Annotated in this window: 21 protein-coding genes; 10 read left to right on the top strand and 11 right to left on the bottom strand. The window is 63.0% G+C overall.

Annotated features, from left to right (window positions below; translation table 11 throughout):
- Window positions 1-367 precede the first annotated feature (367 nt).
- The 3 genes from P0D68_RS11365 to P0D68_RS11355 all read left to right on the top strand — a co-directional run bounded on the left by P0D68_RS11365 (window position 368) and on the right by P0D68_RS11355 (window position 2,670).
- Complete coding sequence (locus P0D68_RS11365; RefSeq protein ID WP_091798990.1) at window positions 368-1,594, top strand: ribonucleotide-diphosphate reductase subunit beta; 1,227 nt, start codon at window positions 368-370, stop codon at window positions 1,592-1,594.
- 86 nt (window positions 1,595-1,680) lie between these two features.
- Window positions 1,681-2,007, top strand: a complete 327-nt coding sequence (locus P0D68_RS11360; protein WP_091798993.1) for a hypothetical protein — start codon at window positions 1,681-1,683, stop codon at window positions 2,005-2,007.
- 30 nt (window positions 2,008-2,037) lie between these two features.
- On the top strand, window positions 2,038-2,670 hold the full coding sequence (locus P0D68_RS11355; protein WP_408186857.1) for a histone H1-like repetitive region-containing protein: 633 nt from the start codon (window positions 2,038-2,040) through the stop codon (window positions 2,668-2,670).
- 252 nt (window positions 2,671-2,922) lie between these two features.
- Here P0D68_RS11355 and P0D68_RS11350 read toward each other — a convergent pair whose 3' ends face one another.
- From P0D68_RS11350 to P0D68_RS11305, 10 genes are all read right to left on the bottom strand, one after another.
- Window positions 2,923-3,399 (bottom strand): outer membrane lipoprotein, encoded by a 477-nt coding sequence (locus tag P0D68_RS11350; protein WP_091798999.1) that lies wholly within the window; start codon window positions 3,397-3,399, stop codon window positions 2,923-2,925.
- A 26-nt stretch (window positions 3,400-3,425) separates the two neighbouring features.
- Complete coding sequence (locus P0D68_RS11345) at window positions 3,426-4,364, bottom strand: carbohydrate kinase family protein (RefSeq protein WP_408186845.1); 939 nt, start codon at window positions 4,362-4,364, stop codon at window positions 3,426-3,428.
- A gap of 94 nt (window positions 4,365-4,458) precedes the next feature.
- Complete coding sequence (gene tpx / locus P0D68_RS11340) at window positions 4,459-4,959, bottom strand: thiol peroxidase (RefSeq protein ID WP_091799005.1); 501 nt, start codon at window positions 4,957-4,959, stop codon at window positions 4,459-4,461.
- Between the two features lie 73 nt (window positions 4,960-5,032).
- Entirely contained in the window at window positions 5,033-6,313 is a 1,281-nt protein-coding gene (locus P0D68_RS11335; protein WP_408301152.1) for a zinc-ribbon and DUF3426 domain-containing protein, read from the bottom strand.
- Window positions 6,314-6,361: 48 nt separating this feature from the next.
- Entirely contained in the window at window positions 6,362-7,264 is a 903-nt protein-coding gene (gene prmA / locus P0D68_RS11330; protein WP_408301154.1) for a 50S ribosomal protein L11 methyltransferase, read from the bottom strand.
- Window positions 7,265-7,267: 3 nt separating this feature from the next.
- The gene (gene accC, locus P0D68_RS11325; protein WP_091799014.1) at window positions 7,268-8,635 is read right to left on the bottom strand and encodes an acetyl-CoA carboxylase biotin carboxylase subunit; all 1,368 of its coding nucleotides are present in this window, start codon (window positions 8,633-8,635) and stop codon (window positions 7,268-7,270) included.
- Between the two features lie 132 nt (window positions 8,636-8,767).
- Window positions 8,768-9,238 carry an acetyl-CoA carboxylase biotin carboxyl carrier protein gene (accB, locus tag P0D68_RS11320; RefSeq protein ID WP_012434379.1) on the bottom strand — a complete coding sequence of 157 codons (471 nt, stop codon included), beginning with the start codon at window positions 9,236-9,238 and terminating at the stop codon, window positions 8,768-8,770.
- Between the two features lie 69 nt (window positions 9,239-9,307).
- Complete coding sequence (aroQ, locus tag P0D68_RS11315; RefSeq protein ID WP_091799017.1) at window positions 9,308-9,763, bottom strand: type II 3-dehydroquinate dehydratase; 456 nt, start codon at window positions 9,761-9,763, stop codon at window positions 9,308-9,310.
- A gap of 194 nt (window positions 9,764-9,957) precedes the next feature.
- Complete coding sequence (locus P0D68_RS11310) at window positions 9,958-10,509, bottom strand: TlpA family protein disulfide reductase (protein ID WP_408301157.1); 552 nt, start codon at window positions 10,507-10,509, stop codon at window positions 9,958-9,960.
- 9 nt (window positions 10,510-10,518) lie between these two features.
- The gene (locus tag P0D68_RS11305; RefSeq protein WP_408301159.1) at window positions 10,519-11,172 is read right to left on the bottom strand and encodes a UDP-N-acetylmuramate--alanine ligase; all 654 of its coding nucleotides are present in this window, start codon (window positions 11,170-11,172) and stop codon (window positions 10,519-10,521) included.
- Window positions 11,173-11,451: 279 nt separating this feature from the next.
- On the opposite strand from P0D68_RS11305, the gene mpl reads away from it, so the two are divergent.
- From mpl to mtgA, 5 genes are all read left to right on the top strand, one after another.
- On the top strand, window positions 11,452-12,846 hold the full coding sequence (gene mpl / locus P0D68_RS11300; protein WP_408301161.1) for a UDP-N-acetylmuramate:L-alanyl-gamma-D-glutamyl-meso-diaminopimelate ligase: 1,395 nt from the start codon (window positions 11,452-11,454) through the stop codon (window positions 12,844-12,846).
- Entirely contained in the window at window positions 12,843-13,445 is a 603-nt protein-coding gene (locus tag P0D68_RS11295; protein ID WP_408301163.1) for a YqiA/YcfP family alpha/beta fold hydrolase, read from the top strand. The genes mpl and P0D68_RS11295 overlap by 4 nt, the downstream gene beginning before the upstream one ends.
- Before the next feature lie 184 nt (window positions 13,446-13,629).
- Window positions 13,630-15,741, top strand: a complete 2,112-nt coding sequence (locus tag P0D68_RS11290) for a ribonuclease catalytic domain-containing protein (RefSeq protein ID WP_408301165.1) — start codon at window positions 13,630-13,632, stop codon at window positions 15,739-15,741.
- Window positions 15,738-16,601 (top strand): shikimate dehydrogenase, encoded by an 864-nt coding sequence (gene aroE / locus P0D68_RS11285; protein ID WP_091799036.1) that lies wholly within the window; start codon window positions 15,738-15,740, stop codon window positions 16,599-16,601. The genes P0D68_RS11290 and aroE overlap by 4 nt, the downstream gene beginning before the upstream one ends.
- 63 nt (window positions 16,602-16,664) lie before the next feature.
- A complete protein-coding gene (gene mtgA / locus P0D68_RS11280) occupies window positions 16,665-17,387 on the top strand; it encodes a monofunctional biosynthetic peptidoglycan transglycosylase (protein ID WP_091799039.1) in 723 nt (240 codons plus the stop codon).
- Window positions 17,388-17,938: 551 nt separating this feature from the next.
- On the opposite strand, the gene P0D68_RS11275 is transcribed toward mtgA, so the two are convergent.
- A complete protein-coding gene (locus P0D68_RS11275; RefSeq protein ID WP_408301167.1) occupies window positions 17,939-18,391 on the bottom strand; it encodes a hypothetical protein in 453 nt (150 codons plus the stop codon).
- A gap of 1,177 nt (window positions 18,392-19,568) precedes the next feature.
- Between P0D68_RS11275 and P0D68_RS11270 the strand changes: the two genes are divergently transcribed.
- Together P0D68_RS11270 and P0D68_RS11265 are read left to right on the top strand one after the other, a co-directional pair.
- Window positions 19,569-20,549, top strand: a complete 981-nt coding sequence (locus P0D68_RS11270; RefSeq protein ID WP_408301169.1) for an IclR family transcriptional regulator — start codon at window positions 19,569-19,571, stop codon at window positions 20,547-20,549.
- Window positions 20,546-21,634, top strand: coding sequence for a 2-dehydro-3-deoxygalactonokinase (locus P0D68_RS11265; RefSeq protein WP_408301171.1), 1,089 nt, complete (start codon window positions 20,546-20,548; stop codon window positions 21,632-21,634). The genes P0D68_RS11270 and P0D68_RS11265 overlap by 4 nt, the downstream gene beginning before the upstream one ends.
- Window positions 21,635-21,644: the final 10 nt, after the last annotated feature.

Raw genomic sequence — 21,644 nt, 5'->3', positions numbered from 1 at the left:
GCACTGACGAAGCAGCAGATGCGAGGCACATGCGAAGCACACGCAGGGCAAGCGCGGACCACCGCGACGAGTAACGCGACGAGCCACGCAAGTGAGCAGTCAGCAATCGCAAGACGCTACGAGCACGCTCCGCAATACAGATAGATAGAGCAGCGAAACGTCGCATCGACACGTTGCTCTTCGAGCTCGCGAAGCACCTCGACGACACTCGTTCAACACGCTTCACATGAGGTGACGCACACACTCTGTTGAACAAAGTGTTGTATGAACGTAGCAACGCGAATCGAAAACAGGATTTTTCATCAGCGAACTCTTTTATCGCTCGTGAAAAGATGGTACAAACCGTTCTAAATTGATGGTGACATTTATGCTCAACTGGGATGACGAGATCACTGCCGTAACTCCCTCGAGCGCTACGCAACAGAATGTGTTGCGCAACGCTGCGGGATCGGCTGTCGGTTCGCAAGTCGGAACGCGTTCCGCTCCTCATGCTCCCTCGGCTCAAGACGTATTCGCGAACGACATTGCTGTCGCTCCCGTCGCTCATGCTGCTACCGGAACGGCTGCCGTTTCGGAAGCGCGAGTCAACGTCGCCGACAAGCGCATCATCAACGGCCAGACCGACGTCAATCAGTTGGTGCCGTTCAAATACAAGTGGGCTTGGGAAAAGTATCTGGCTGGTTGTGCCAACCACTGGATGCCGCAAGAAGTGAACATGTCGCGCGACATCGCCCTCTGGAAAGACCCGAACGGTCTGACCGAAGACGAGCGCCGCATCGTCAAGCGCAACCTGGGCTTCTTCGTGACGGCCGATTCCCTCGCCGCCAACAATATCGTGCTGGGCACCTACCGCCACATCACGGCGCCCGAATGCCGCCAGTTCCTGCTGCGCCAGGCGTTCGAAGAGGCGATCCACACGCACGCCTACCAGTACATCGTCGAATCGCTGGGCCTCGACGAAGGCGAAATCTTCAACGCGTATCACGAGGTCTCCTCGATCCGCGCGAAAGACGAATTCCTGATTCCGTACATCCACGTGCTGACCGATCCGGCCTTCAAGACCGGCACGCTCGAGGCAGACCAGACGCTGCTGCGCTCGCTGATCGTGTTCGCCTGTGTGATGGAAGGCCTGTTCTTCTACGTCGGCTTTACCCAGATCCTGGCGCTGGGTCGCCAGAACAAGATGACCGGCGCGGCGGAACAGTACCAGTACATCCTGCGCGACGAGTCGATGCACTGCAACTTTGGCATCGACCTGATCAACCAGATCAAACTCGAAAACCCGCAACTCTGGACGGCTGAATTCCGCGCGGAAATCCGCGAGATCTTCCAGCAGGCAGTCGAACTCGAATATCGTTACGCGGAAGACACGATGCCGCGCGGGGTGCTCGGCCTCAATGCGTCGATGTTCAAGAGCTACCTGCGCTTCATCTGCAACCGCCGTTGCCAGCAGATCGGTCTCGATCCGCTGTACCCGAACGAGGAAAACCCGTTCCCGTGGATGAGCGAGATGATCGATTTGAAGAAGGAACGCAACTTCTTCGAGACGCGAGTGATCGAATATCAGACTGGCGGCGCGCTGACCTGGGAGTGATCCGGGTTCGTGCTGCAGATGCATTCTTTGATGGGGATGCCGTTGGCTTGGGCCGCGGCAATTTTGGCTAGGAGCAGAACCGCCTGATGCAAAGCATGCCCGGTGCGCCGCGTGCCTTCGCGGCCCACAACTATGACAGGCACTTTGCGAACCCTTCAGTGGGATGGGCAAACTTCCCCCCGGAAAAAGCCGCTGGCGCGATCGCCGGCGGCTCGATCAAGCAATTGCCGGCGTTGAGTATCAACGCCGATCAGATCTGGCGCGCGGTGCCTTGTGGCACGGCGCGCCTTACCGCATTCATTAGCGTAAGCGCGCAGCACCTGCGTACGCCGATGAATAGCCCGCTTCGTAGCGCGCGCCCTGAGAAGCGTCCGCGGGAAGCGGGTTTTGACGAAGGGTGTAGTTTGAACTGACTCTCATCTGAAAACCTGAAGGAGAAAATGATGGCAACTATCAAGAAAGCGGCTGCTAAGAAGCCCGCAGCAAAGAAGGCTGCTCCGGCTAAGAAGGCCGCACCGGCAAAGAAAGTCGCTGCAAAGAAAGTCGCAGTGAAGAAGGTTGCAGCGAAGAAGGCAGCACCGGCTAAGAAGGTTGCAGCGAAGAAAGCTGCGCCGGCCAAGAAGGTCGCCGCCAAGAAAGTCGCTGTGAAGAAGGTTGCGGCTAAGAAGGTTGCAGCGAAGAAGGCGCCGGCCAAGAAGGCAGCGCCGGCTAAGAAAGCCGCAGTGAAGAAGGTTGCAGCAAAGAAAGCAGCACCGGCCAAGAAGGCTGCAGCGAAGAAGGCTGCACCGGCTAAGAAGGCTGCTGCCAAGAAGGCTGCGCCTGCGAAAAAGGCTGCTGCGAAAAAGGCTGCGCCCGCGAAAAAGGCTGCCGCTAAAAAGGCTGCGCCTGCCAAGAAGGCTGCCGCGAAGAAGGCCGCTGCTCCTGCCAAGAAGGCTGCCCCTGCGAAGAAGGCTGTCGCCAAGAAGGCGGCTCCTGCACCCGCTGCGACTTCTGTCTCGAGCGCACCGGCGGCGACGGTGAAGACCGCGCTGAACCCGGCAGCGGCATGGCCGTTCCCGACGGGCAGCCGTCCGTAAGCCGTAGAAGTACTTCGGCACGTCGTATCGTGTGTCGATGATCGAGTAGCGCTTCAGCAGCATGACCAAGCGCTACTCGGTCAGGGTCCCGTTGCCGGGTTTCTGGCGACGGGATTTTTTTTGCCCCGGTGAAGGCGCCGGCTACGAGAAGCGCTTCAAAATCCGCAGGCGAAAAAAAACGCATGCACAGGGGAGGGCATGCGTGTGAGGTCGCCGCGGCGGCGTAAAGCCTCGCCGCGCGAGAGGGGAAACCTAGTGGGTGACGCGCGTGACGCCACCGCTGGAGAGCAGCCGCACGCGCTCGCCGGCGCGGAAGATCTCGCCCGTGGCGCTTTGGGTAATGGCACGGATGTCGCCGTTATCGAGCCGCACGGTGATCTCGAGGCCATCGTGCACAGCCACGCCGTTCTCGATCGAGTTGCCGGCTATCGCGCCCGCGAGACCGCCGATGATGCCCGTGACGATCGCGCCGGTGCCACCGCCGATCCTGCTGCCGGCCACCGCACCCAGCGCGCCGCCGCCGATCGCGCCGATACCGCTCGGCTGACCGTTGTTCGAACTGATCTTCACCGCGCGCACGCTGTCGACCGTACCCATGCGGACCGTTTCTTCCCGCTGTGCCTGCGACGCCGTGTACACGTCCGCGGAACTGCTGTTGTACGCACAGCCCGACATGGCAAGCGAACCGGCGATCAAGGCGGCCACTATCAGGCGACTCGTTGTTCTCATTCCCTAAACTCCAATAGCTCTCGGTATTACGGCAGGTCGTATCCGAACGCCTGCTTGAACCGCTCGTTGATCTCCGCCCGGCTGGGCGCGTAGTTTTGCGGGCCCTGGTGTTCGATCTTCAGCGCACCCATCAGACTCGCGAGACGGCCGGTGGTGGCCCAGCCAAGCTTGTTCTCGATGCCGTACAGCAGGCCGCCGCGGAAAGCGTCGCCGCAGCCAGTGGGATCGAGCACTTGCCGTGCCTTGACCGCCGGAATGTCTTCGACGCCGCCCGCGTGATGGATCTGCGCGCCTTGCTCGCCGAGCGTGACGATCAGCGCCTCGACCTTGCCGGCGATTTCTTCGATCGACCAACCCGTTTTGTTGCTGACCAGTTTGGCTTCGTAGTCATTGACCGCTACATACGTAGCGAGTTCAATCATGCGTCGCAGCGACTCGCCGTCGAAGAGCGGCAAACCTTGGCCCGGATCGAAGATGAACGGCACGCCCGCGGCCGCCAGATGCTCCGAATGCTGGATCATGCCGTCGTAGCCGTCGGGTGCGACGATACCGAGCGTGATGCCGCTGGCCTGATCGGCCCGGTTCAGATGCGACTGCATCATCGCGCCGGGGTGGAACGCGGTGATCTGATTGTTTTCCAGATCCGTGGTGATCATCGCCTGGGCGGAATAGGTGTCCGGCACCACGAGCACGCTTTCCGTCGACAGGCCGAGTTGCTTGAACCGGTCCATATAGAGTTGCGCGTCGACCGAGCCCAGCGTGCCCATGATGCGCGCGTCGCCGCCGAGCAGATGCAGCGAATAGGCGATGTTGCCCGCACAGCCGCCGAACTCGCGGCGCATGGTCGGCACGAGAAAGCTCACATTCAGGATGTGGACCTGCTCCGGTAGGATGTGCTCCCGGAAGCGGCCTTCGAAAGTCATGATGTTGTCGTAGGCGAGCGAGCCGCAAATGAGCGTAGCCAAGGCGAGCGTCCTGTAAAAACGATAAAGGAAAAGGGAGCGTCGATGCGACAGCGCCGCGCATGAAGCGCGGCGCCGGAGTTCGTACGCGAAGGGTTTACTTCAGCGCGGCGAGTGCTGCGTCGTAGTTCGGTTCGTTCTTGATTTCGCCGACCAGTTCAGCGTGAACGACCTTGTCGTTCTCGTCGATCACCACCACGGCGCGAGCCGTCAGGCCGGTCAGCGGGCCGCTCGTCACGTCGACGCCGTAGGCTTGCGCGAACTCATGGCCACGGAACGTGGATGCCGTGACGACGTTCTCAATGCCTTCGGTCGTGCAGAAGCGCGATGCGGCGAACGGCAGATCGCCCGACACGACGATCACCGACGTGTTGGTCAGCTTGGCGGCGGCTTCGTTGAACTTGCGGGTCGAGGTGGCGCAGGTCGGCGTGTCGAGGCTCGGGACGATGTTCAGCACTTTGCGCTTGCCGGCGAAATCGGCCAGCGACACCGGCTTCAGATCCTTGCCGACCAGCGAGAAAGCAGGAGCGGCCTGGCCGACCGACGGGAACGTGCCGGCTACTTCAATCGGGTTGCCACCCAGCGTGACTTGACTCATGTTGTTGTGCTCCGAAAATTCGTCAGTAATGACGGTGGACGTACCCGGTCGGTGCCGGGCACGCAAGAATGCGTTACGGATAAAAAATCTGTACGCGGAAATTGGAAGCGACCGCATTGCCCGTGTCGAGATGCACGATCATGGTCTGAGTCGTGTGGGCGGGCAGGCCGGCCGCGATCGCCGTGCCGGGCGGTACATAGTCTTGCGGCCACAGCACGCGGCGTACCGCGACATTGTTCTGATCGTCCAAAAGGGTGAGCTCGATGGCCGGATAGGCGAGCGCAATGTTGAAGCGGTTGCGCAGCGGCATCTTCAGTTCGAGCTTGTGCGGGCCGTCGATCTGCCGAAGATCGGAAGGTTCGACCTGCAAGCCGTCGATGTCGTGCGGTGGCGTGACGAGGCAGCCGAGCGTCGCGCAGGCCTTCGCGTAGAGCGTCTGGGAGCGCGGCAAGTACACCATCACCGTTTCGCGCTGCCACCAGGCGAGCTGCGCGAGCAGCGCAATGATCAACAGTCCCGCCACCACCGAACCGACGATAATCCAGCCCGTGCGCCGCGGCTCGGCCGGGCGCGTTTCACGCACGACGGGGAAGGGCTCGGCGCCGTCGTTGACCGGCTGGACGGAGAAGGGCTCGCCGCTTGCCGGAACCGGGCCGGCGGTAGCGGCCGCGCTGGCACCACCGAAGCTTGCGGCGCCTGCGCCGGCCGCACCTACACCGGCCGCACCTACGCCCGCCGCGCCTACGCCGGCCGCGCCGAAACGCGGCTCATTGTCAGGGATGCCATGCAAAGTGGCCGATTCATCCAGGACCGGCTCTTCGAGCGGCGCGTCAGACGCGCGCTCGGTCTTATGCCAGACGCGCGGCGCTTCTTCGACGGGCGGATCGACGTCATACGCGAACGGGTCGAGCGGCGCGTCCGCCAGAATCGGTTCGTGGTCGGGTGGAATGGGCGCGGTGAATGCGCCGGCCGGCAGTTCGGGCTCCGCGGCGTGGCGCGGCGTGACCGCGACGCCTGCGTCGGTGGAGACCGGCGAGAGCGGCACATTGCCGGCATGGTGCCGCAGACGATTGTCGATGGTGGCGTCGGGTGCCGGCGCCCACGGATCCCAGGCTTCGGCGCTGAAGTCCGGACCTTTCGGACGCACACCCGACAGTGCTTCGATCGCCGCGGCAGCGGCGACCGGTTTGGCGGAGGAGAAATCACCGCCTTCTGTGATGTCGAACAGGCTGCTCGACGCGTCGAATACTTCGTGGCAATGCCCGCAGCGGACTAGCCCGCGGCGTAGCGCGAGCTGTTCCGTTTGCAGGCGGAAGACGGTTTCACAGAAGGGGCAACGCGTCGCCAGGAGCATATTGAGCCGATAAGCCGGAAGGCCGTTGGTTGGACAATACGCCTTATTCTAATGGCTTTCGCGGCGCGTTCCCGACAGACATACCCAACCTTCGTGTTCGCGCCATACGCTGATATCGATCCATCGTGCGTAGACCTGCGCGACTTCGTCCGCTTGCCGAGCCAGAATGCCGGACAGCGCGATCCGGCCACCCGGCTTGACCTTCGACGAGAGCATCGACGCCATCAGCTTGAGTGGGTTGGAGAGAATGTTGGCCACCACGATATCGAACTCGCCAGTGGGACATTCGTCGGGCAAACCGTACGTGACGTCCGCGCGGTTACGCTCGCTGTTGTGACGCGCCGACTCGACCGCTTGCGGGTCGATGTCGATGCCGTACACCGGATCGGCGCCACACTTCTTCGCCAGAATCGCAAGGATGCCGGAGCCGCAGCCGTAGTCGAGCAATGACTGCCCGGGCTTCACCGATTGCTCCAGCCATTCCATGCAAAGCCGCGTGGTGGGATGGCTGCCGGTGCCGAACGCGAGGCCAGGATCGAGCTCCAGCACGAGTGCTTCAGGGTCCGGTGCGTCGTGCCACGACGGCACGACCCAGATACGTTCGCCGATCTTGATCGGATCGAACTGCGACTGCGTGAGCCGCACCCAATCCTGATCCTCGACTTCACGCACGGTGAATGACGGCGCTGTCTCCAGGCCGATTTCATTGGCTGCTGCGGTCAGCAGCACTGCCGGCTCGTGTTCCGGCGCGAGCAGTGCGATCACGCGCGAACGCTGCCACGCCGTGCGATCCGGCGTGAGACCGGGCTCGCCGAACAGCGGCTGCTCGTCGGGCGTGTCGGCGTCCGCATCTTCGACCGATACGGACAGCGCGCCCAACTCGAGCAGCGCGTCGGAGAATTCCTCCGCGTGCTCGCGTGCCAACTCGGCGATCAGTTCCCGGTAGCTCATGACTTACGCTTCTTCCGGCGCGGCCTGCTGCTTCGCGGCCAACCGGTTTTCGAGGTAGTGAATGCTGGTGCCGCCTTCGACGAATTTCGCGTCCAGCATCAGCTCGCGGTGCAACGGGATGTTGGTTTGAATGCCTTCCACCACCATTTCCGACAGCGCGATGCGCATGCGTTTGATCGCCTGTTCGCGCGTGGCGCCGTAAGCGATCAGCTTGCCGATCATCGAATCATAGTTCGGCGGTACGAAGTAGCCATTGTAGGCGTGCGAGTCGACGCGGATGCCGGGGCCGCCCGGCATGTGCCACGACGTCAAACGTCCCGGCGACGGAGTGAACTTGAACGGATCCTCCGCGTTGATCCGGCATTCGATCGCGTGACCCTTGAACACGATGTCGCGCTGACGGAAGGCGAGCTTTTCGCCGGCCGCAATGCGGATCTGTTCCTGGACGATGTCGACGCCCGTGATCAGTTCGGTCACGGGGTGCTCGACCTGCACGCGCGTGTTCATTTCAATGAAGTAGAACTCGCCGTTTTCGTACAGGAACTCGAACGTACCCGCGCCAAGATAGCCCATCTTCTTGCAGGCGTCCGCGCAACGATCGCCGATGCGATCGATCAGACGGCGCGCGATACCCGGCGCCGGCGCTTCTTCAATCACTTTCTGGTGACGGCGCTGCATCGAGCAATCGCGCTCGCCCAGCCAGACAGCATTCTTGAACGAATCGGCCAGCACCTGGATTTCGATGTGCCGCGGGTTCTCCAGGAATTTCTCCATGTAGACCTGCGGGTTGCCGAACGCACGGCCGGCTTCTTCGCGCGTCATGTTGACCGCGTTGACCAGCGCCGCTTCCGTGTGGACCACGCGCATGCCGCGGCCGCCGCCGCCGCCAGCGGCCTTGATGATGACCGGGTAGCCGACCTGGCGGGCAATCTTCACGATCTCTTTCGGATCTTCCGGCAACGCGCCTTCCGAACCCGGCACGCACGGCACGCCGGTCTTGATCATGGTCTGCTTGGCCGTGACCTTGTCGCCCATCATCCGAATCGTTTCCGGACGCGGGCCGATGAAGGTGAAGCCGGACTGCTCGACGCGCTCGGCGAAGTCGGCGTTTTCCGAGAGGAAGCCGTAGCCGGGGTGGATCGCTTCGGCGTCGGTGACTTCCGCCGCGCTGATCAGCGCGGGCATATTCAGATAGCTCAGGTTGGAAGGCGCCGGGCCGATACAGACCGCCTCGTCGGCGAGCTTCACGTACTTGGCTTCCTTGTCGGCTTCCGAATAGACGACGACTGTCTTGACGCCAAGCTCGCGGCAGGCGCGCTGGATACGAAGCGCGATCTCGCCACGATTGGCAATGAGGATTTTTTCAAACATAGCGGGTTTTCGACTCATCAATGGGCGCCGGGTTGATCACAACGCCGGCTGCCTCAGAGGATCGGTCGCGCGCCTTGGGGACTGCGGGCGCGCGGGCGGCATGCGCAAAAAAGAAGCGCTAAGCGTGCCGCGTCAGCCGACCACGAACAGCGGTTGGCCGTACTCGACCGCCTGGCCGTTTTCGACGAGGATTTCCTTCACCACGCCGGACTTGTCCGACTCGATTTCGTTCAGCAGCTTCATCGCTTCGATGATGCAGATCGTCTGGCCTTCCTTGACCGTGTCGCCCACCTGGACGAACGGGTCGGCGCCCGGCGACGGCGCGCGGTAGAACGTGCCGACCATCGGCGAGGTCACCACGTGGCCTTGCGGCGCGGCGGCGGCCGGCGTGGCCGGCGCAGCTGCGGCAGCGGCCGGCGCTTCGCCGCCGATGGCCGGCGCCGGTTGCGCGTATTGCGGCGCATACGAGGCGGACGGTTGCACGTAAACCGGCGGCGCATTCTTGACGATGCGAACCTTGCCTTCGCCCTCGGTCACTTCGAGTTCGGAAATACCGGACTCCGAGACGAGGTCGATCAGAGTTTTCAGTTTACGTAGATCCATCAGGAAGCCCCTTTCAATGCGAAAAGTGCCGGCGCATACGCAGCCGGCGCAAATTAGACGTGTTTGGAATCAGCCGCGCGACGAGCCGGCGGCGAGCCGGTCGAGCGCGAATTCGAGCGCGTACAGATAACCCTTCCAGCCGAGGCCGCAAATGACGCCCTCCGCCTGGTCGGAAAAATACGAGTGATGCCGGAACGGTTCGCGACGATGCACGTTCGACAGATGAATCTCGACGAACGGGATGCCGACCCCCGCCAGTGCGTCCCGAATCGCCACGCTCGTGTGCGTGTACGCGGCGGGATTGATCAATATGAAATCGGTCTGTTCAGTCCGGGCGGATTGGATGCGGTCCACCAGAGCGCCTTCATGGTTGCTCTGGAACGACGCGAGTTCGACGCCTGCGTCCGCTGCGCGGTCCGCCAGCGCCTGATCGATCTGCGGCAAGGTCACGCGACCGTAGACCTCGGGTTCCCGGGTGCCGAGAAGGTTGAGGTTGGGTCCGTGCAGTACCAGCAGTCGCGTCATGGTCGCTTCTTTTTCCGTGGAATTGGGCGCACTTTAGCGCTGATTAGAGAAACTTGTCTAGTTTCCCGAACGTACGGTTAGATTACGGCGGCATTTTGCCGCCGCGCCGGGCGCCCATCTTCTCTCAAATCCGAGCGATTTGCGCGTATTTTTGCGCGTTCTGCGGGTATTTGAGTGTCAAAAGAATGTGAAATTTAAAGCGCGTCGAGGGTCTTTTTCAGCGCTTGCGGATCGATTTGTCCTAATTTTGTCGAGCGAATCTCACCTTTTGCGTCGATTACGACGGTAAAGGGCAGGCCGCCCGCCGTATTACCGAAGGCTCGCGCGAGGTCGGCCCCGCCGAAGCCCGTGACATACACCGGGTAGGCCACTTTCACTTTCTGCAGGAACGCCTGAACGTTTTTGTCCGAATCGACGCCAAGTCCGACGAACTGGATGCCTTTTTCTGCGTAGTCGCGCTGAAGCTGGGACAACGCCGGCATTTCCTCGACGCAAGGCCCGCACCACGAGGCCCAGAAGTTGACGACGATTGCGTGTCCTTTCAGCGAACTTAGGGTTTGTGGTTTGCCGTCCACGGTGGTCACCGGAGCGCTCCACAGTTGGGCGACAGCGCTTTCGCCGGAAACCGGCTGTGCATTGGCCGCGACTTCGGTTTTGCCGCCGTTCAGCCAGTGGCTCGCCAGCACACCGCCGCCCGCGGCGACGATCGCGACAAGCGCGCCCGCCAGAATCCGTCTCGTGTTCATCTTGTCAGTCTAGTTAGTTGATGGGGCGACGTCGTTGCCGTCGAGCAGCGTCTGTACGGCTTGCAGATTCGCGCGCGCGGTACGACCGCGCGCGTCGGCCCGTACCGCGCCGCGCAGGTCGTCCGTTTCGTAGAGCGCGACGTGCACGCCGACCGGTTCCGCCTCGCGCCCTTCATTGGTGGGGCGCCACAGGAAGCTGAGCGTCTCGACATAGCCGCGGCCGGCGAAATGCCGCGTTTCCGAAACGTCGTACTGGATGTTCGCGTTCAGGAAGTAGATCGCGACTTCTTTCGGGTTGTCGCAGAAAACCTGCAGGTGAATGTCCGAGTGTTCGCCGGCCGTGCCGCCGAGCACCGCGCCGGTCAGATAGGGGTTGAACGGCGCGAGCCGCTCCATCCAGTCGACCGCGATACGGCGCAGGCGCCGCAATAGAGCAGGCTGGCTGTCGCCCTGGAACAGCGACTGATATTCCCGGATTTCTTCTTCAATCTGGTCGTTATCCGGCAGCCATTCGCCGGCAACACGGCTCTCGCCGACCACTTGCCGGGCCGCTTTGCGCTTCGCCGTGGCGTAGTCCAGACCGTCTTCGGCGATCATGCGCGCAGCCGCGATGGCGATTTCCTCGCGCACGCGCTGCGGATCGAAATGTGATTTGCGAACCATCCCCCGATCATACTAGAGATTGATGACAGCCTTTCCTGGCGGGTCGCACCGCGCGGCCGGGCACGGGAAGTACGGGCAAGCGTTCATAGGGCGATCGGGAGGCGTCGGTTACAATAGCGTCCTTTGCAGACGGTCGATTCGGCCGCTCTTCTGCGCTCCCATCCCTCTCAGGAAAACGCCGGCCCGCCCCAAGTTTTCTTGCCCCTCTGGGGGCCTGGCGCGAAGCGGCAGGTTTAGGGGGTCGTTCCAGAAAAAACGCCCGCGCGGCACGACAGGCTTATGCACATCCACATCCTCGGTATCTGCGGCACGTTCATGGGCGGTCTCGCGGTCCTCGCGCGCGGCGCGGGCCACACCGTGACGGGTTGCGACGCCGGCGTCTATCCGCCCATGAGCACCCAGCTCGAGGCACAGGGTATTCGTCTGATCGAAGGTTATGACGCGGACCAGTTGAACGGTCTGAATGCCGACCTGTTCGTGATCGGCAACGTGGTCTCTCGCGGCAACCCGCTGATGGAAGCCATTCTCGACCGCGGTCTGCCGTACACCTCCGGCCCGCAATGGCTCGGCGAGCACGTGCTGAACGGCAAATGGGTGCTGGCGGTGGCCGGCACGCACGGCAAGACGACCACCAGCTCCATGCTGACCTGGCTGCTCGAAGACGCCGGCCTCAATCCGGGCTTTCTGATTGGCGGCGTGCCGCTGAATTTCGACGTGTCGGCCCGGCTGACCGATTCGAGCTTCTTCGTGATCGAAGCCGACGAGTACGACACGGCCTTCTTCGACAAGCGCTCGAAGTTCGTCCACTACCGGCCCAAAACCGCCGTGCTGAACAACCTCGAATTCGATCACGCGGACATTTTCCCGGATCTGGCCGCGATCGAAACGCAGTTCCATCATCTGATCCGCACCGTGCCGGGCATTGGCCGCATCGTGACGAACGGCCGTGAAGACGCGCTGGAGCGCGTGCTGACGCGCGGCTGCTGGAGCGAAGTGGAGCGTTTTGGTGTGCAGGGCGGCTGGGAAACCTTGCCCGCGGAAGACGGCGTGCCGGTCGACGAGCGTTTCGCCGTCTATCACAACAGTGAGCGCGTCGGCGTGGTCGAGTGGCAGGTGCAAGGCGAGCACAACCGCATGAACGCGCTGGCCGCGATCGCCGCCGCGCGCCACGTCGGCGTGCCGCCGGCGCAGGCCGCCCGGTCGCTGGCGAGCTTTCGCAACGTCAAGCGCCGCATGGAAGTGCGCGGCAGCGTGGACGGCGTGACGGTCTATGACGATTTCGCGCACCATCCCACTGCCATCGACACGACCGTCGCGGGGCTGCGCGCCCGCGTAGGGCGCGAGAACACGCGCATTCTCGCCGTGCTGGAGCCGCGCTCCAACACCATGAAGCTCGGCGTGATGAAAGCGCAATTGCCGGCCAGCCTCGCCGACGCCGATCTCGTGTTCGGCTACGGCGCGCCGACCGGCCGCGACGCGCTCGGCTGGAACCTCGGCGAGGCGCTCGCGCCGCTCGGCGGCAAAGCGCAGGCTTTCGACAATCTCGACGCGCTGGTCAAGGCGGTAGTCCACGCCGCGCGCCCCGGCGATCAGATTCTGGTGATGAGCAACGGCGGCTTCGGCGGCGTGCACCAGAAGCTGCTCGACGCTCTTTCCGCGCGAGGCACTTCGTGATCCTCTATCTGCACGGTTTCCGCTCGTCACCCAATTCGTTCAAGGCGCGCGTGCTGGCGGCGCGGCTCGTCGAACTCGGCCGCAGCGACGAATGGTGCTGTCCGATGCTGCCGGTCTCGCCGTTCGAGACGGTGGCGCTCGCCGAGTCGCTGGTGGCCGAAGCCAAGCCGAAAAACGTCACGCTGATCGGCAGTTCGCTCGGCGGCTATTTCGCCACTTATCTGGCGGAGAAGCATGGCTGGCCGGCGGTGCTGCTCAACCCGGCAGTCGTGCCGCAGCGCGACCTGAGCGCCTATCTCGGCGAGCAGCCGTTGTGGCACGGCGGCGGCAGCATCGTCGTCGAGCCGCATCATCTGGATGAATTGCGCGCGCTCGGCGTCGCGTCGATCACGCGGCCCGATCGCTATTATTTGATGGCCGCGACCGGCGACGAAGTGCTCGACTATCGCGAAATGCTCGCGCACTATCCCGGCGCACGCACTACGCTGATCGAAGGGAGCGACCACGCGATCAGCGAGTTCGCGCAATACGTCGACGAGGTACTGGCCTTTTGCAACGCGGAAGACGTCGAACCGCCCGCCCCGCGCGAAGCCGCGTAGAGTCGGCCAGTCCGGGCTTTCCAGCAGCGAGACATTGGCTGCTCATCAGATTCATGCCGCCGGCGCGCGTGTAACGCGCCGCGGATCCACTACCACGAACACGTTGCCGTGCCGCGCATGCAGTGACCGATCGCAGAGCAAGATCGGGCGCGTCGGCAGATGCAAGTCAGAACGAGAGTATTGAGTGAACGTTTTCTTCGAGGAATCGGGCAGTTTCAAGGCGGGCAGCGTGCTGTCGCGCCAGGGCGATGCGTTTCAGGTCGAGCTGCCGGGCGGACGCCGCGCCAAGGTGCGCGCGAAAGACGTGCTGATCGAATTCGAAAAGCCGACTGCGGCCGAGTTGATGCAACAGGCCGACGCCGCCGCGCAGGAGATCGACCTGGATTTCCTGTGGGAATGCGCGCCTGACGACGAATTCCCGTTCGCCACGCTCGGCGCCGAGTATTTCGGCGAGCGCTTCGGCTCGATCGAGCGCGCCGCGCTGGTGTTGCGCATGCACGGCTCGCCGGTGTACTTCCGCCGCAAGGGCCGCGGCATGTATCAGCGCGCGCCGCAAGAACAACTGAAGATGGCGCTTGCCGGACTCGAGCGCAAGCGTCAGCAGGCGCTGGTGCAGGCCGGCTATGAGGAAGAGCTGAAGGCCGGCCGTTTGCCGGAAGCCTTCACCGGCAGCAAGGCGCTGGCGCTGCTGACCAAGCCCGACAAGAACACGATCGAATACAAGGCGCTCGAAGGCGCGGCGGCGGCGCGCGGCATTTCGCAAGCGCGCCTGATGCTCGAATGCGGCGCCATTCCGTCGGCGCGCGCATTGCACGAGGCGAAATTCCTCTCGGAGTTTTTCCCGCACGGCACCGGCTTCCCGCCGGTTACCGTCGGCGCGTTGCCCGAAGATCTGCCCGAAGCGAACGTGCAGGCGTTCTCGATCGACGACATCACCACGACCGAAATCGACGACGCCTTTTCCGTCGAGCATCTGGCCGATGGCCGTGTGCGGATCGGCGTGCACATTGCCGCGCCGGCGCTCGGTATTCAGCGCGGCGACGAGGTCGATGCGATCGCGCGCACGCGCCTGTCGACCGTGTACATGCCGGGCGACAAGATCACCATGTTGCCCGACAGCGTCGTCGAAGCGTTCACGCTGGCCGAAGGCGGCTTGCGCCCCGCGCTTTCTCTGTATGTGATCGTCAATCGCGAGACGCAGGAGATCGTCGCGAGCGAAACGCGCGCCGAGCGCGTGTTCGTGAAGAACAATCTGCGCCACAACACGCTCGACGAGCTGGTGACTGAAGAGGCGCTCGCCGCCGGCACCGGCGACTATCCGCACAAGGAAGACATCGCCGTGCTGTGGCCGTTCGCGCAGGCGCTGTTCGAGAAGCGTCAGACCGCGCGCGCCGGTTACGGTTTGCGTCGCGAAGTGCAGCGCAATACGGATTTCAACTTCTACGTGGAAGGCGAGCACATCACGATCACGCCGCGCCGGCGCGGTTCGCCGCTCGACACGATCGTCGCCGAGCTGGCGATTCTCGCCAACTCGTCGTGGGGCGCGTTCCTGCACGATCATGGCGTGCCGGGCATCTATCGCACGCAGCGCGCGTTCGGCGCGCCGACCGGCCCGAAGCGCACGCGCATGCAAACCAACGCCGCGCCGCATGAAGGCCTCGGCGTCACGCAGTACGCGTGGAGCACGTCGCCGCTGCGCCGTTATGTCGACCTGGTGAACCAGTGGCAGTTGATCGCCTGTGTGCAGCACGGCGTGACCGCCAAATTGGCCGCACCGTTCAAGCCGAAAGACGCCGACCTGTTCGCCGTCGTGCAAGGTTTCGACGATACCTACACCGCGTATGCCGATCATCAGCGCCGCATGGAGTACTTCTGGTGTCTGCGCTGGCTGAAGCAGGAAAACAGGAAGCAGGTGGTGGCATCGGTCGTGAAGGGCGATCTGGTGCGTCTCGAAGAGATTCCGTTGCTGCTGCACGTGCCGGGTCTCGGCGTGCATGCGCGCGGCACGCGCTTGCAGATGGAAGTGATGTCGATCGACGAGTTGACTGTCGAAGCGTCCGTGCGTCTCCTGCACGTGCTCGACGCGCCGACCGTGACGAGCGGCAGCGAGGCTGAAGAACCGGACGAGAGCGAAGAGGAAATCATCGACGCTGCCGACGAGAGCGCCGAAGGCGAAGCCGAGGCTCAGGCCGAAGCCGAACTCGAGGGCAACGAGGCGGCCACGCCGAGCGACGCCGCCAATGGCGACGGTGCGAGCGATGCCGCCGACCAGCAGATTGCGGAGCCGGGACGATGAGCGCCAACGATTCACTCGACCGTTATGCGGTCATCGGCAATCCGGTCGGCCATAGCAAATCGCCGTTCATTCATGGACGTTTTGCCGAACAGACCGGCGAGCCGGTCGAGTACGGCCGTCTGCTCGCGCCGGTGGATGCGTTCGTGCCGCATGTGCGGGCCTTCATCGAGGCAGGCGGGCGCGGGCTGAACGTCACCGTGCCGTTCAAGCTCGAAGCGCATGCGTTGGCCGACACGTTGTCGCCGCGCGCGGCGGCTGCGGGCGCGGTGAATACGTTGCGCGTCGACGCGAACGGTATTTTCGGCGACAACACCGATGGCTTTGGTCTCGTGCGCGATATCGAGGTGAATCTCGGCGTGTCGCTGAAGGGCGCGCGCATTCTGTTGCTGGGCGCGGGCGGCGCCGCACGTGGCGTGGTTCTGCCGATGCTGGAGCGCGCGCCGCATACGCTCACCATCGTCAATCGTACGGCGGAGAAGGCCGAAGCATTGGTCGGCCAGTTCGCGCAGGCCGCGAGTGACGCCTCGTGTCGTCTGAGCGGTGGTAGCGCGCGGGTGATCGAAGCGAGCGCGTATGACGTGATCGTCAATGCGACGGCGGGTAGTCTGGACGCGTCGTTGCCCGAGTGCGACGACCGCGCGTTCGGCAGCGGCACGCTCGCCTACGACATGATGTACGGCGCGCATCCGACGGTATTCATGGAGCACGCGCGGAAGCTGGGTGCACGCGGCGCCGATGGACTCGGCATGCTGGTCGAGCAGGCGGCCGAGTCGTTTTACGTTTGGCGCGGCGTGCGGCCCGACGGCGCGCCGGTGCTGGCCGAATTGCGTGCGCAGTTGGCTGCGCCGTCGCACGCTTAACCGCGTCACGCAAATGCTGCGTCTTACCTTGCCGAATTTACCGACACGAGGACCTGGAGCACGATGACAGCAACGCGGCGCGTGAGCCGGCCAGGTCCGGTGCGATGGATCGTCTATCTGGGCGCGGTGGTGGCGATCGCTTGGATTGCGACGCAGGCGTTTTATTTCGCGCAGATCGCCGTTTGGAATTACGTCAATCCACGCAGCACTGCGTTTATGCGTTCGGACGCGTGGCGCTTGTCGCAGGATCGGCCGGATCTTTCCGTGCAGCATACGTGGGTGCCGTATGACCAGATTTCGCGCAATCTGAAGCGCGCGATCATCGCTTCCGAGGATGCGAATTTCGTCAATAACAATGGGTATGAGACGGACGCTATCTTGCAGGCCTGGGAGCGGAATAAGGCCAAGGGCAAGATTGTGCGCGGTGGGTCGACCATTACTCAGCAGTTGGCGCGCAATCTGTTTTTGTCGCGGGAGAAGAGTTATATCCGCAAGGGGCAGGAACTCATCATTACGTGGATGCTTGAGGCCTTGATGGATAAGGAACGGATCTTTGAGATTTATCTCAACTCCGTTGAGTGGGGGAATGGGGTTTATGGGGCTGAGGCCGCGGCTCGTTATTACTATAAGACTTCAGCGAGTAAGTTGACTGCTGCGCAGTCGGCCCGGTTGGCTGTTATGTTGCCGCAGCCTAAGTATTTTGATGAGCATCGAGGGTCGCCTTATCTTGCGCAGCGGTCGCGGGTTATTGCTCGCAGGATGGGGGCGGCGGAGTTGCCCGATTAGCTTTTTTTGGCCTTTGCGGCGTGGTTGTGGTTTTGTTCTTTGGGGGCTTGGCCTTTTCTTGATTTGTTTGTGGTCTATTGGCGTTGCCCCTGTGCGGGGCGGCACCTACTTTCTTTGCCGCGGCAAAGAAAGTAGGCAAAGAAAGCCGCTTTACACCGCCAGCCCATAAGCGGGTCCCCCGCACAGCCACGATAGTGGTGCATCTGGAATCGGCGTTCTCGCACACTCGGCCTTCGTGACAAGGCCGTCATGCCTCCCGCCTCACGCTACGCGTTCGCCGGAACGGTCTGCTCAAAAACATTGGTTGCGTTTGTGTGCGCTGTGGGGGCCGTCGGCTTCGCCTCGGCGAAATGCCGTAGTAGTGCGCCTCATTTTTTTATGCGGCTCCGCACTGGTGTTCACCAGAGCGCTCATGGTGGACGCATGATTCGCGCTTCGGTTAGTGTCGCAGTGTCCTTTAGACGATTAGGGCGCGTGGGTGGCGGCTTCGTCACGTAGCGCCGCGATACTTCTAGCTTTTCAGGTGCCTGTCGTAGTGGGGCATTGCGCCGTCAATGTGCCGTGGTAGTTGCTCGCGCGATCGTTCGGAAGCGGGGCCGCACGTTCTCCAGCTTTCTCGTGGCGCCAATGCGTTCGCGCTTTTCTGATGCAGTCTGCGTAGCCTTCGAGAGAAGGTCCGCTGCGTGTCGCGCTGTGATGCGGCTTTGAGCAACGCCCTTCGCGTCGAGCGCGATGACCTGATACAACTCACGGTCGATTTCGACTTCGCGCTGGTAATCCTCCCCAGTGTCGATTAACAGTTCCAGCAACTTCCGCTGACTATGTCTCTCATCTCGCGTCACTGCCGGACTCCTAACTATTGAGGCCGCAAGCTTGATCAGTTTGTCCAGTTGGTCTAGTTGCCTTTCAACTAAACCGAAAGCGGATAGGGCGAGCTTTTCGTATTGAAGTGCGTCAACGGGTGGGCGCGACGTGATTGGAGAATTTTTGATGGATTTACTCATGGCGCGATCTCCCTGAAACTTGACTGGATCGCCCGTCACGCGCGTGGAGGGTGGTGAGCGGGCACAGTGACAGGTCGACAGACCGGCGTAGAACCAAACCGGCAGACCCGTAGGTCTCCATGCCAAGGCCCGCCCATGGAAAGGAGGCGTGCTTAAGCTAACGCGCGCCTGCGATACAGACGCGCGGGTTCTACTCTACGCATCAGGCTGTCGAACCTGAACCATCGCAATCGCGACGGCAAACCAAGTTTAGACAAGTCGCGCCGACAGTGATCACCTACCCAAGCTAAAAGGTGCGCGCCGCCATCATTTCCGAAATTTCCTAGGCACTTCGTCGGAATCGCGGCGACCGCACTAAGTAACTTCCGAGGGAATGCATCAAAAAATGGTGTTGTTGGCCGTCACGCACATGGCGATCAACTCCGTGGACGCGATCGCGTCCGCGAGGGCGCGGCCAGGCTTGGCAGGGCGTAACCGCCCGAAGGAACAGCACGGTGTGTCAGACCGCTGGCGATTGGATCGCCGGCGTTGACATTTCAATGATTGGCATCACGCCGAGGCGAAGCCGACGGCCCCCCGGCGCACAGACAAATCCACTTCAAGGCAGACCGTTCCGGCGAGCGCGCAGCGCGAGTCGGGAGGTATGACGGCCTTGTCACTTGCGCCGAATGTGCGAGAACACCGATTCCAGATGCGCCACTACCGTGACTGTGCGGGGGACCCGCTTATGGGCTGGCGGTTCAAAGCGGCTTTCTTTGCCTACTTTCTTTGCCGCGGCAAAGAAAGTAGGTGCCGCCCCGCACAGGGGCAACGCCAATAGACCACTAACAAAGCAAGGAAAGGCCAAAAACCCAAAGCGGCCACAAAAAACCCAACGCACCAACCTTCCCATTATATGGATCAACCACTCACATATTGGAGGTTTCCCAAAAACCGCCCTACAATCCGAACCAACACGCAAAGCGCAACAAAGCAACGGCAAAAAAAGCCACGCAGCGCGAAAGCGACAGCAAAAAAACCGGAGACAAAGCCAACCATGCCCAAGGCAAAAAGGCAGCATCACAACGCCCAAAGCATCGCCCAAAGCATCGCCAGAACGGCGCGCACAGCGAGCACCCAAGGCCCCCTCTCCGGCCCCGCGCTGTAAGCGCAAAAAACCACCGAAAAGCGAATCGCCATGAACAAAGCGATGCCCACTCACGCCGCGACCGCGTCCGAAGCCGATCTGGCGTCATCCGCCGATCAAGCGCCCCGCGCCGCGCCGCGCCCGACGCCGGCCTCGAAAGCGCCCCGCGCCAGCGCCGCTGTCCAACCGGCGCCGGTCGACGGAATCGCCTTACCCAGCACGCTGCTCGACATCACACCGCAGCAAGCGGGCACGCAAACGCTCCTGCGCGGCCTGGCGATCCTGGAGGCAGCCGCGGCCGGCGTGCGCGACCTGCGCACCTTCGGCGCCGCCCTCGGCACGACCCGCAGCACGACGCATCGGCTGGTGAGCAGCCTCGTGCAGGCCCGCTATCTCCGCCAGGTGCAAGGCGGCTACCTGCTCGGCCCGAAGCTGATCGAACTCGGCACGATCGCCCTCGAACAGATGCCGCTCACCGCGGTCGCGCGTCAGCATCTCGAATCGCTCGCGGAACAGACGCTCGACACGATCCACCTCGGCGTGCGCGATGGCGACGACGTGCTGTACATCGACAAGATCCCCGGCACGCGTGGCCTCGAAATGCGCTCGCGCGTCGGGCACCGCATGCCGCTGGCGTCGACGGGAATCGGCAAGGCCATGATGCTCGATCTCACGCCCGACGTCTGGCAGTCGCTTTTCGATGCATCGCGTCGCGCGCTCGCCGGCGTCAGCTTCAAGCCGGATAACCGTCCCGACGCGCAGACCTTCATGCAGCGCATGACCAACTACGCCGCCGGCGGCTACACCTTCGACCTCGAAGAAAACGAGGCGTCGATCCGCTGCGTCGCGGCCCCGGTGCGCGATGCGTCGGGCGCGGTGGTGGCGGCGCTCTCGGTGGCGAGCACGATTCCGTATATGTCGCTCGAACGCATGGACGAACTGATTCCGGTCGTGCAGCGCGAAGCGCGCGCGATCTCGGAAGAACTCGGCTGGCGCGCCCCGCAACCGGCAACCCGCAGGATCAAGCGATGAAGCAAGCGGGTTCTCCCACCCCGGCAGCCAGCCACGCCGCAGCAGGCGCAGTCGACGCCACGCACGCGCACGCCGCGCTGATCGCGCTCGATTGGGGCACGACCTCGCTGCGCGCGTATCTGTATGACGCGTCCGGCAATGTGCTGGCCACGCGCGCATCGACGGCGGGCATCATGAATCTGCCGCGCAGCGCGGAGCAGGGCGGCTTCGACGCGGCTTTCGAGGACGTCTGCGGCGCCTGGCTCGCAGACGCGCCCGGCGTGCCGGTGATCGCGGCAGGGATGGTCGGCAGCGCGCAAGGCTGGCTGGAAGCGCCTTATGTGGATACGCCGGCGAGCGCCGATGCGCTGGTGGCCGGCATCGTCCGCGTCGAGGCAGCCTGCGGTGTGACGCTGCATATCGTGCCGGGCGTCCTGCAGCGCGGCGAACTGCCCAACGTCATGCGCGGCGAAGAAACGCAGATTTTTGGCGCGCTCGGCGAAGAAGCGAACGTGACGAACGCCACGAACGCCACGAACGCCACCCATCCCGCCGACAGCAAGCGCTCACTGATCGGTCTGCCCGGCACTCACGCGAAATGGGCGGTGGTGCAGGCGGGCCGGATCGAACGTTTTCACACCTTCATGACCGGCGAAGTGTTCGCGGCATTGCGCGAGCACACAATCCTCGGCCGCACGATGCTCACGCCGGATCTGCCGGACACCGGCGCATTCCTGCATGGCGTGAACATCGCGCGGGAAAAGGGTCAGGCGGGTGTGCTCGCGACCATATTCAGCTCGCGCACGCTCGGCCTCACCGGACAACTTTCGCGCGAACAACAGCCCGACTATCTGTCGGGATTGCTGATCGGGCACGAACTGGCCGGCCTCGACGCGGTGCTCACGCAACAGCAAAGCACGCTCGCCGGGCAGAGCCTGCGCCTGATCGGCAACGAAGCGCTGTGCGAGCGCTACCGCCTCGCGCTGGCGCAGTTCGGCTGCACCCAAGCGGAATTGGTCAAGCACGCCACCGAGCGCGGCCTGTGGCGCGTCGCCTCACAGGCAGGGCTGGTCAATCCGGCGGCTCACGCGGCACGCGCCGGCTAACCGGCAACGC

Origin of the sequence: Paraburkholderia sp. RL17-380-BIE-A, assembly GCF_046028085.1 — a bacterium.
Lineage (GTDB): Bacteria > Pseudomonadota > Gammaproteobacteria > Burkholderiales > Burkholderiaceae > Paraburkholderia.
The sequence above is the reverse complement of the archived record's forward strand: the minus strand, read 5'-3'. Positions and strand labels throughout refer to the sequence as shown.

Coding starts and splice junctions, on each gene's coding strand:
- P0D68_RS11365 (WP_091798990.1), top strand. CDS start 368: ATGCTCAACTGGGATGACGAGATCACTGCCGTAACTCCCTCGAGCGCT.
- P0D68_RS11360 (WP_091798993.1), top strand. CDS start 1,681: ATGCAAAGCATGCCCGGTGCGCCGCGTGCCTTCGCGGCCCACAACTAT.
- P0D68_RS11355 (WP_408186857.1), top strand. CDS start 2,038: ATGGCAACTATCAAGAAAGCGGCTGCTAAGAAGCCCGCAGCAAAGAAG.
- P0D68_RS11350 (WP_091798999.1), bottom strand. CDS start 3,399: ATGAGAACAACGAGTCGCCTGATAGTGGCCGCCTTGATCGCCGGTTCG.
- tpx (WP_091799005.1), bottom strand. CDS start 4,959: ATGAGTCAAGTCACGCTGGGTGGCAACCCGATTGAAGTAGCCGGCACG.
- P0D68_RS11335 (WP_408301152.1), bottom strand. CDS start 6,313: ATGCTCCTGGCGACGCGTTGCCCCTTCTGTGAAACCGTCTTCCGCCTG.
- prmA (WP_408301154.1), bottom strand. CDS start 7,264: ATGAGCTACCGGGAACTGATCGCCGAGTTGGCACGCGAGCACGCGGAG.
- accC (WP_091799014.1), bottom strand. CDS start 8,635: ATGTTTGAAAAAATCCTCATTGCCAATCGTGGCGAGATCGCGCTTCGT.
- accB (WP_012434379.1), bottom strand. CDS start 9,238: ATGGATCTACGTAAACTGAAAACTCTGATCGACCTCGTCTCGGAGTCC.
- aroQ (WP_091799017.1), bottom strand. CDS start 9,763: ATGACGCGACTGCTGGTACTGCACGGACCCAACCTCAACCTTCTCGGC.
- P0D68_RS11310 (WP_408301157.1), bottom strand. CDS start 10,509: ATGAACACGAGACGGATTCTGGCGGGCGCGCTTGTCGCGATCGTCGCC.
- P0D68_RS11305 (WP_408301159.1), bottom strand. CDS start 11,172: ATGGTTCGCAAATCACATTTCGATCCGCAGCGCGTGCGCGAGGAAATC.
- mpl (WP_408301161.1), top strand. CDS start 11,452: ATGCACATCCACATCCTCGGTATCTGCGGCACGTTCATGGGCGGTCTC.
- aroE (WP_091799036.1), top strand. CDS start 15,738: ATGAGCGCCAACGATTCACTCGACCGTTATGCGGTCATCGGCAATCCG.
- mtgA (WP_091799039.1), top strand. CDS start 16,665: ATGACAGCAACGCGGCGCGTGAGCCGGCCAGGTCCGGTGCGATGGATC.
- P0D68_RS11275 (WP_408301167.1), bottom strand. CDS start 18,391: ATGAGTAAATCCATCAAAAATTCTCCAATCACGTCGCGCCCACCCGTT.
- P0D68_RS11270 (WP_408301169.1), top strand. CDS start 19,569: ATGAACAAAGCGATGCCCACTCACGCCGCGACCGCGTCCGAAGCCGAT.
- P0D68_RS11265 (WP_408301171.1), top strand. CDS start 20,546: ATGAAGCAAGCGGGTTCTCCCACCCCGGCAGCCAGCCACGCCGCAGCA.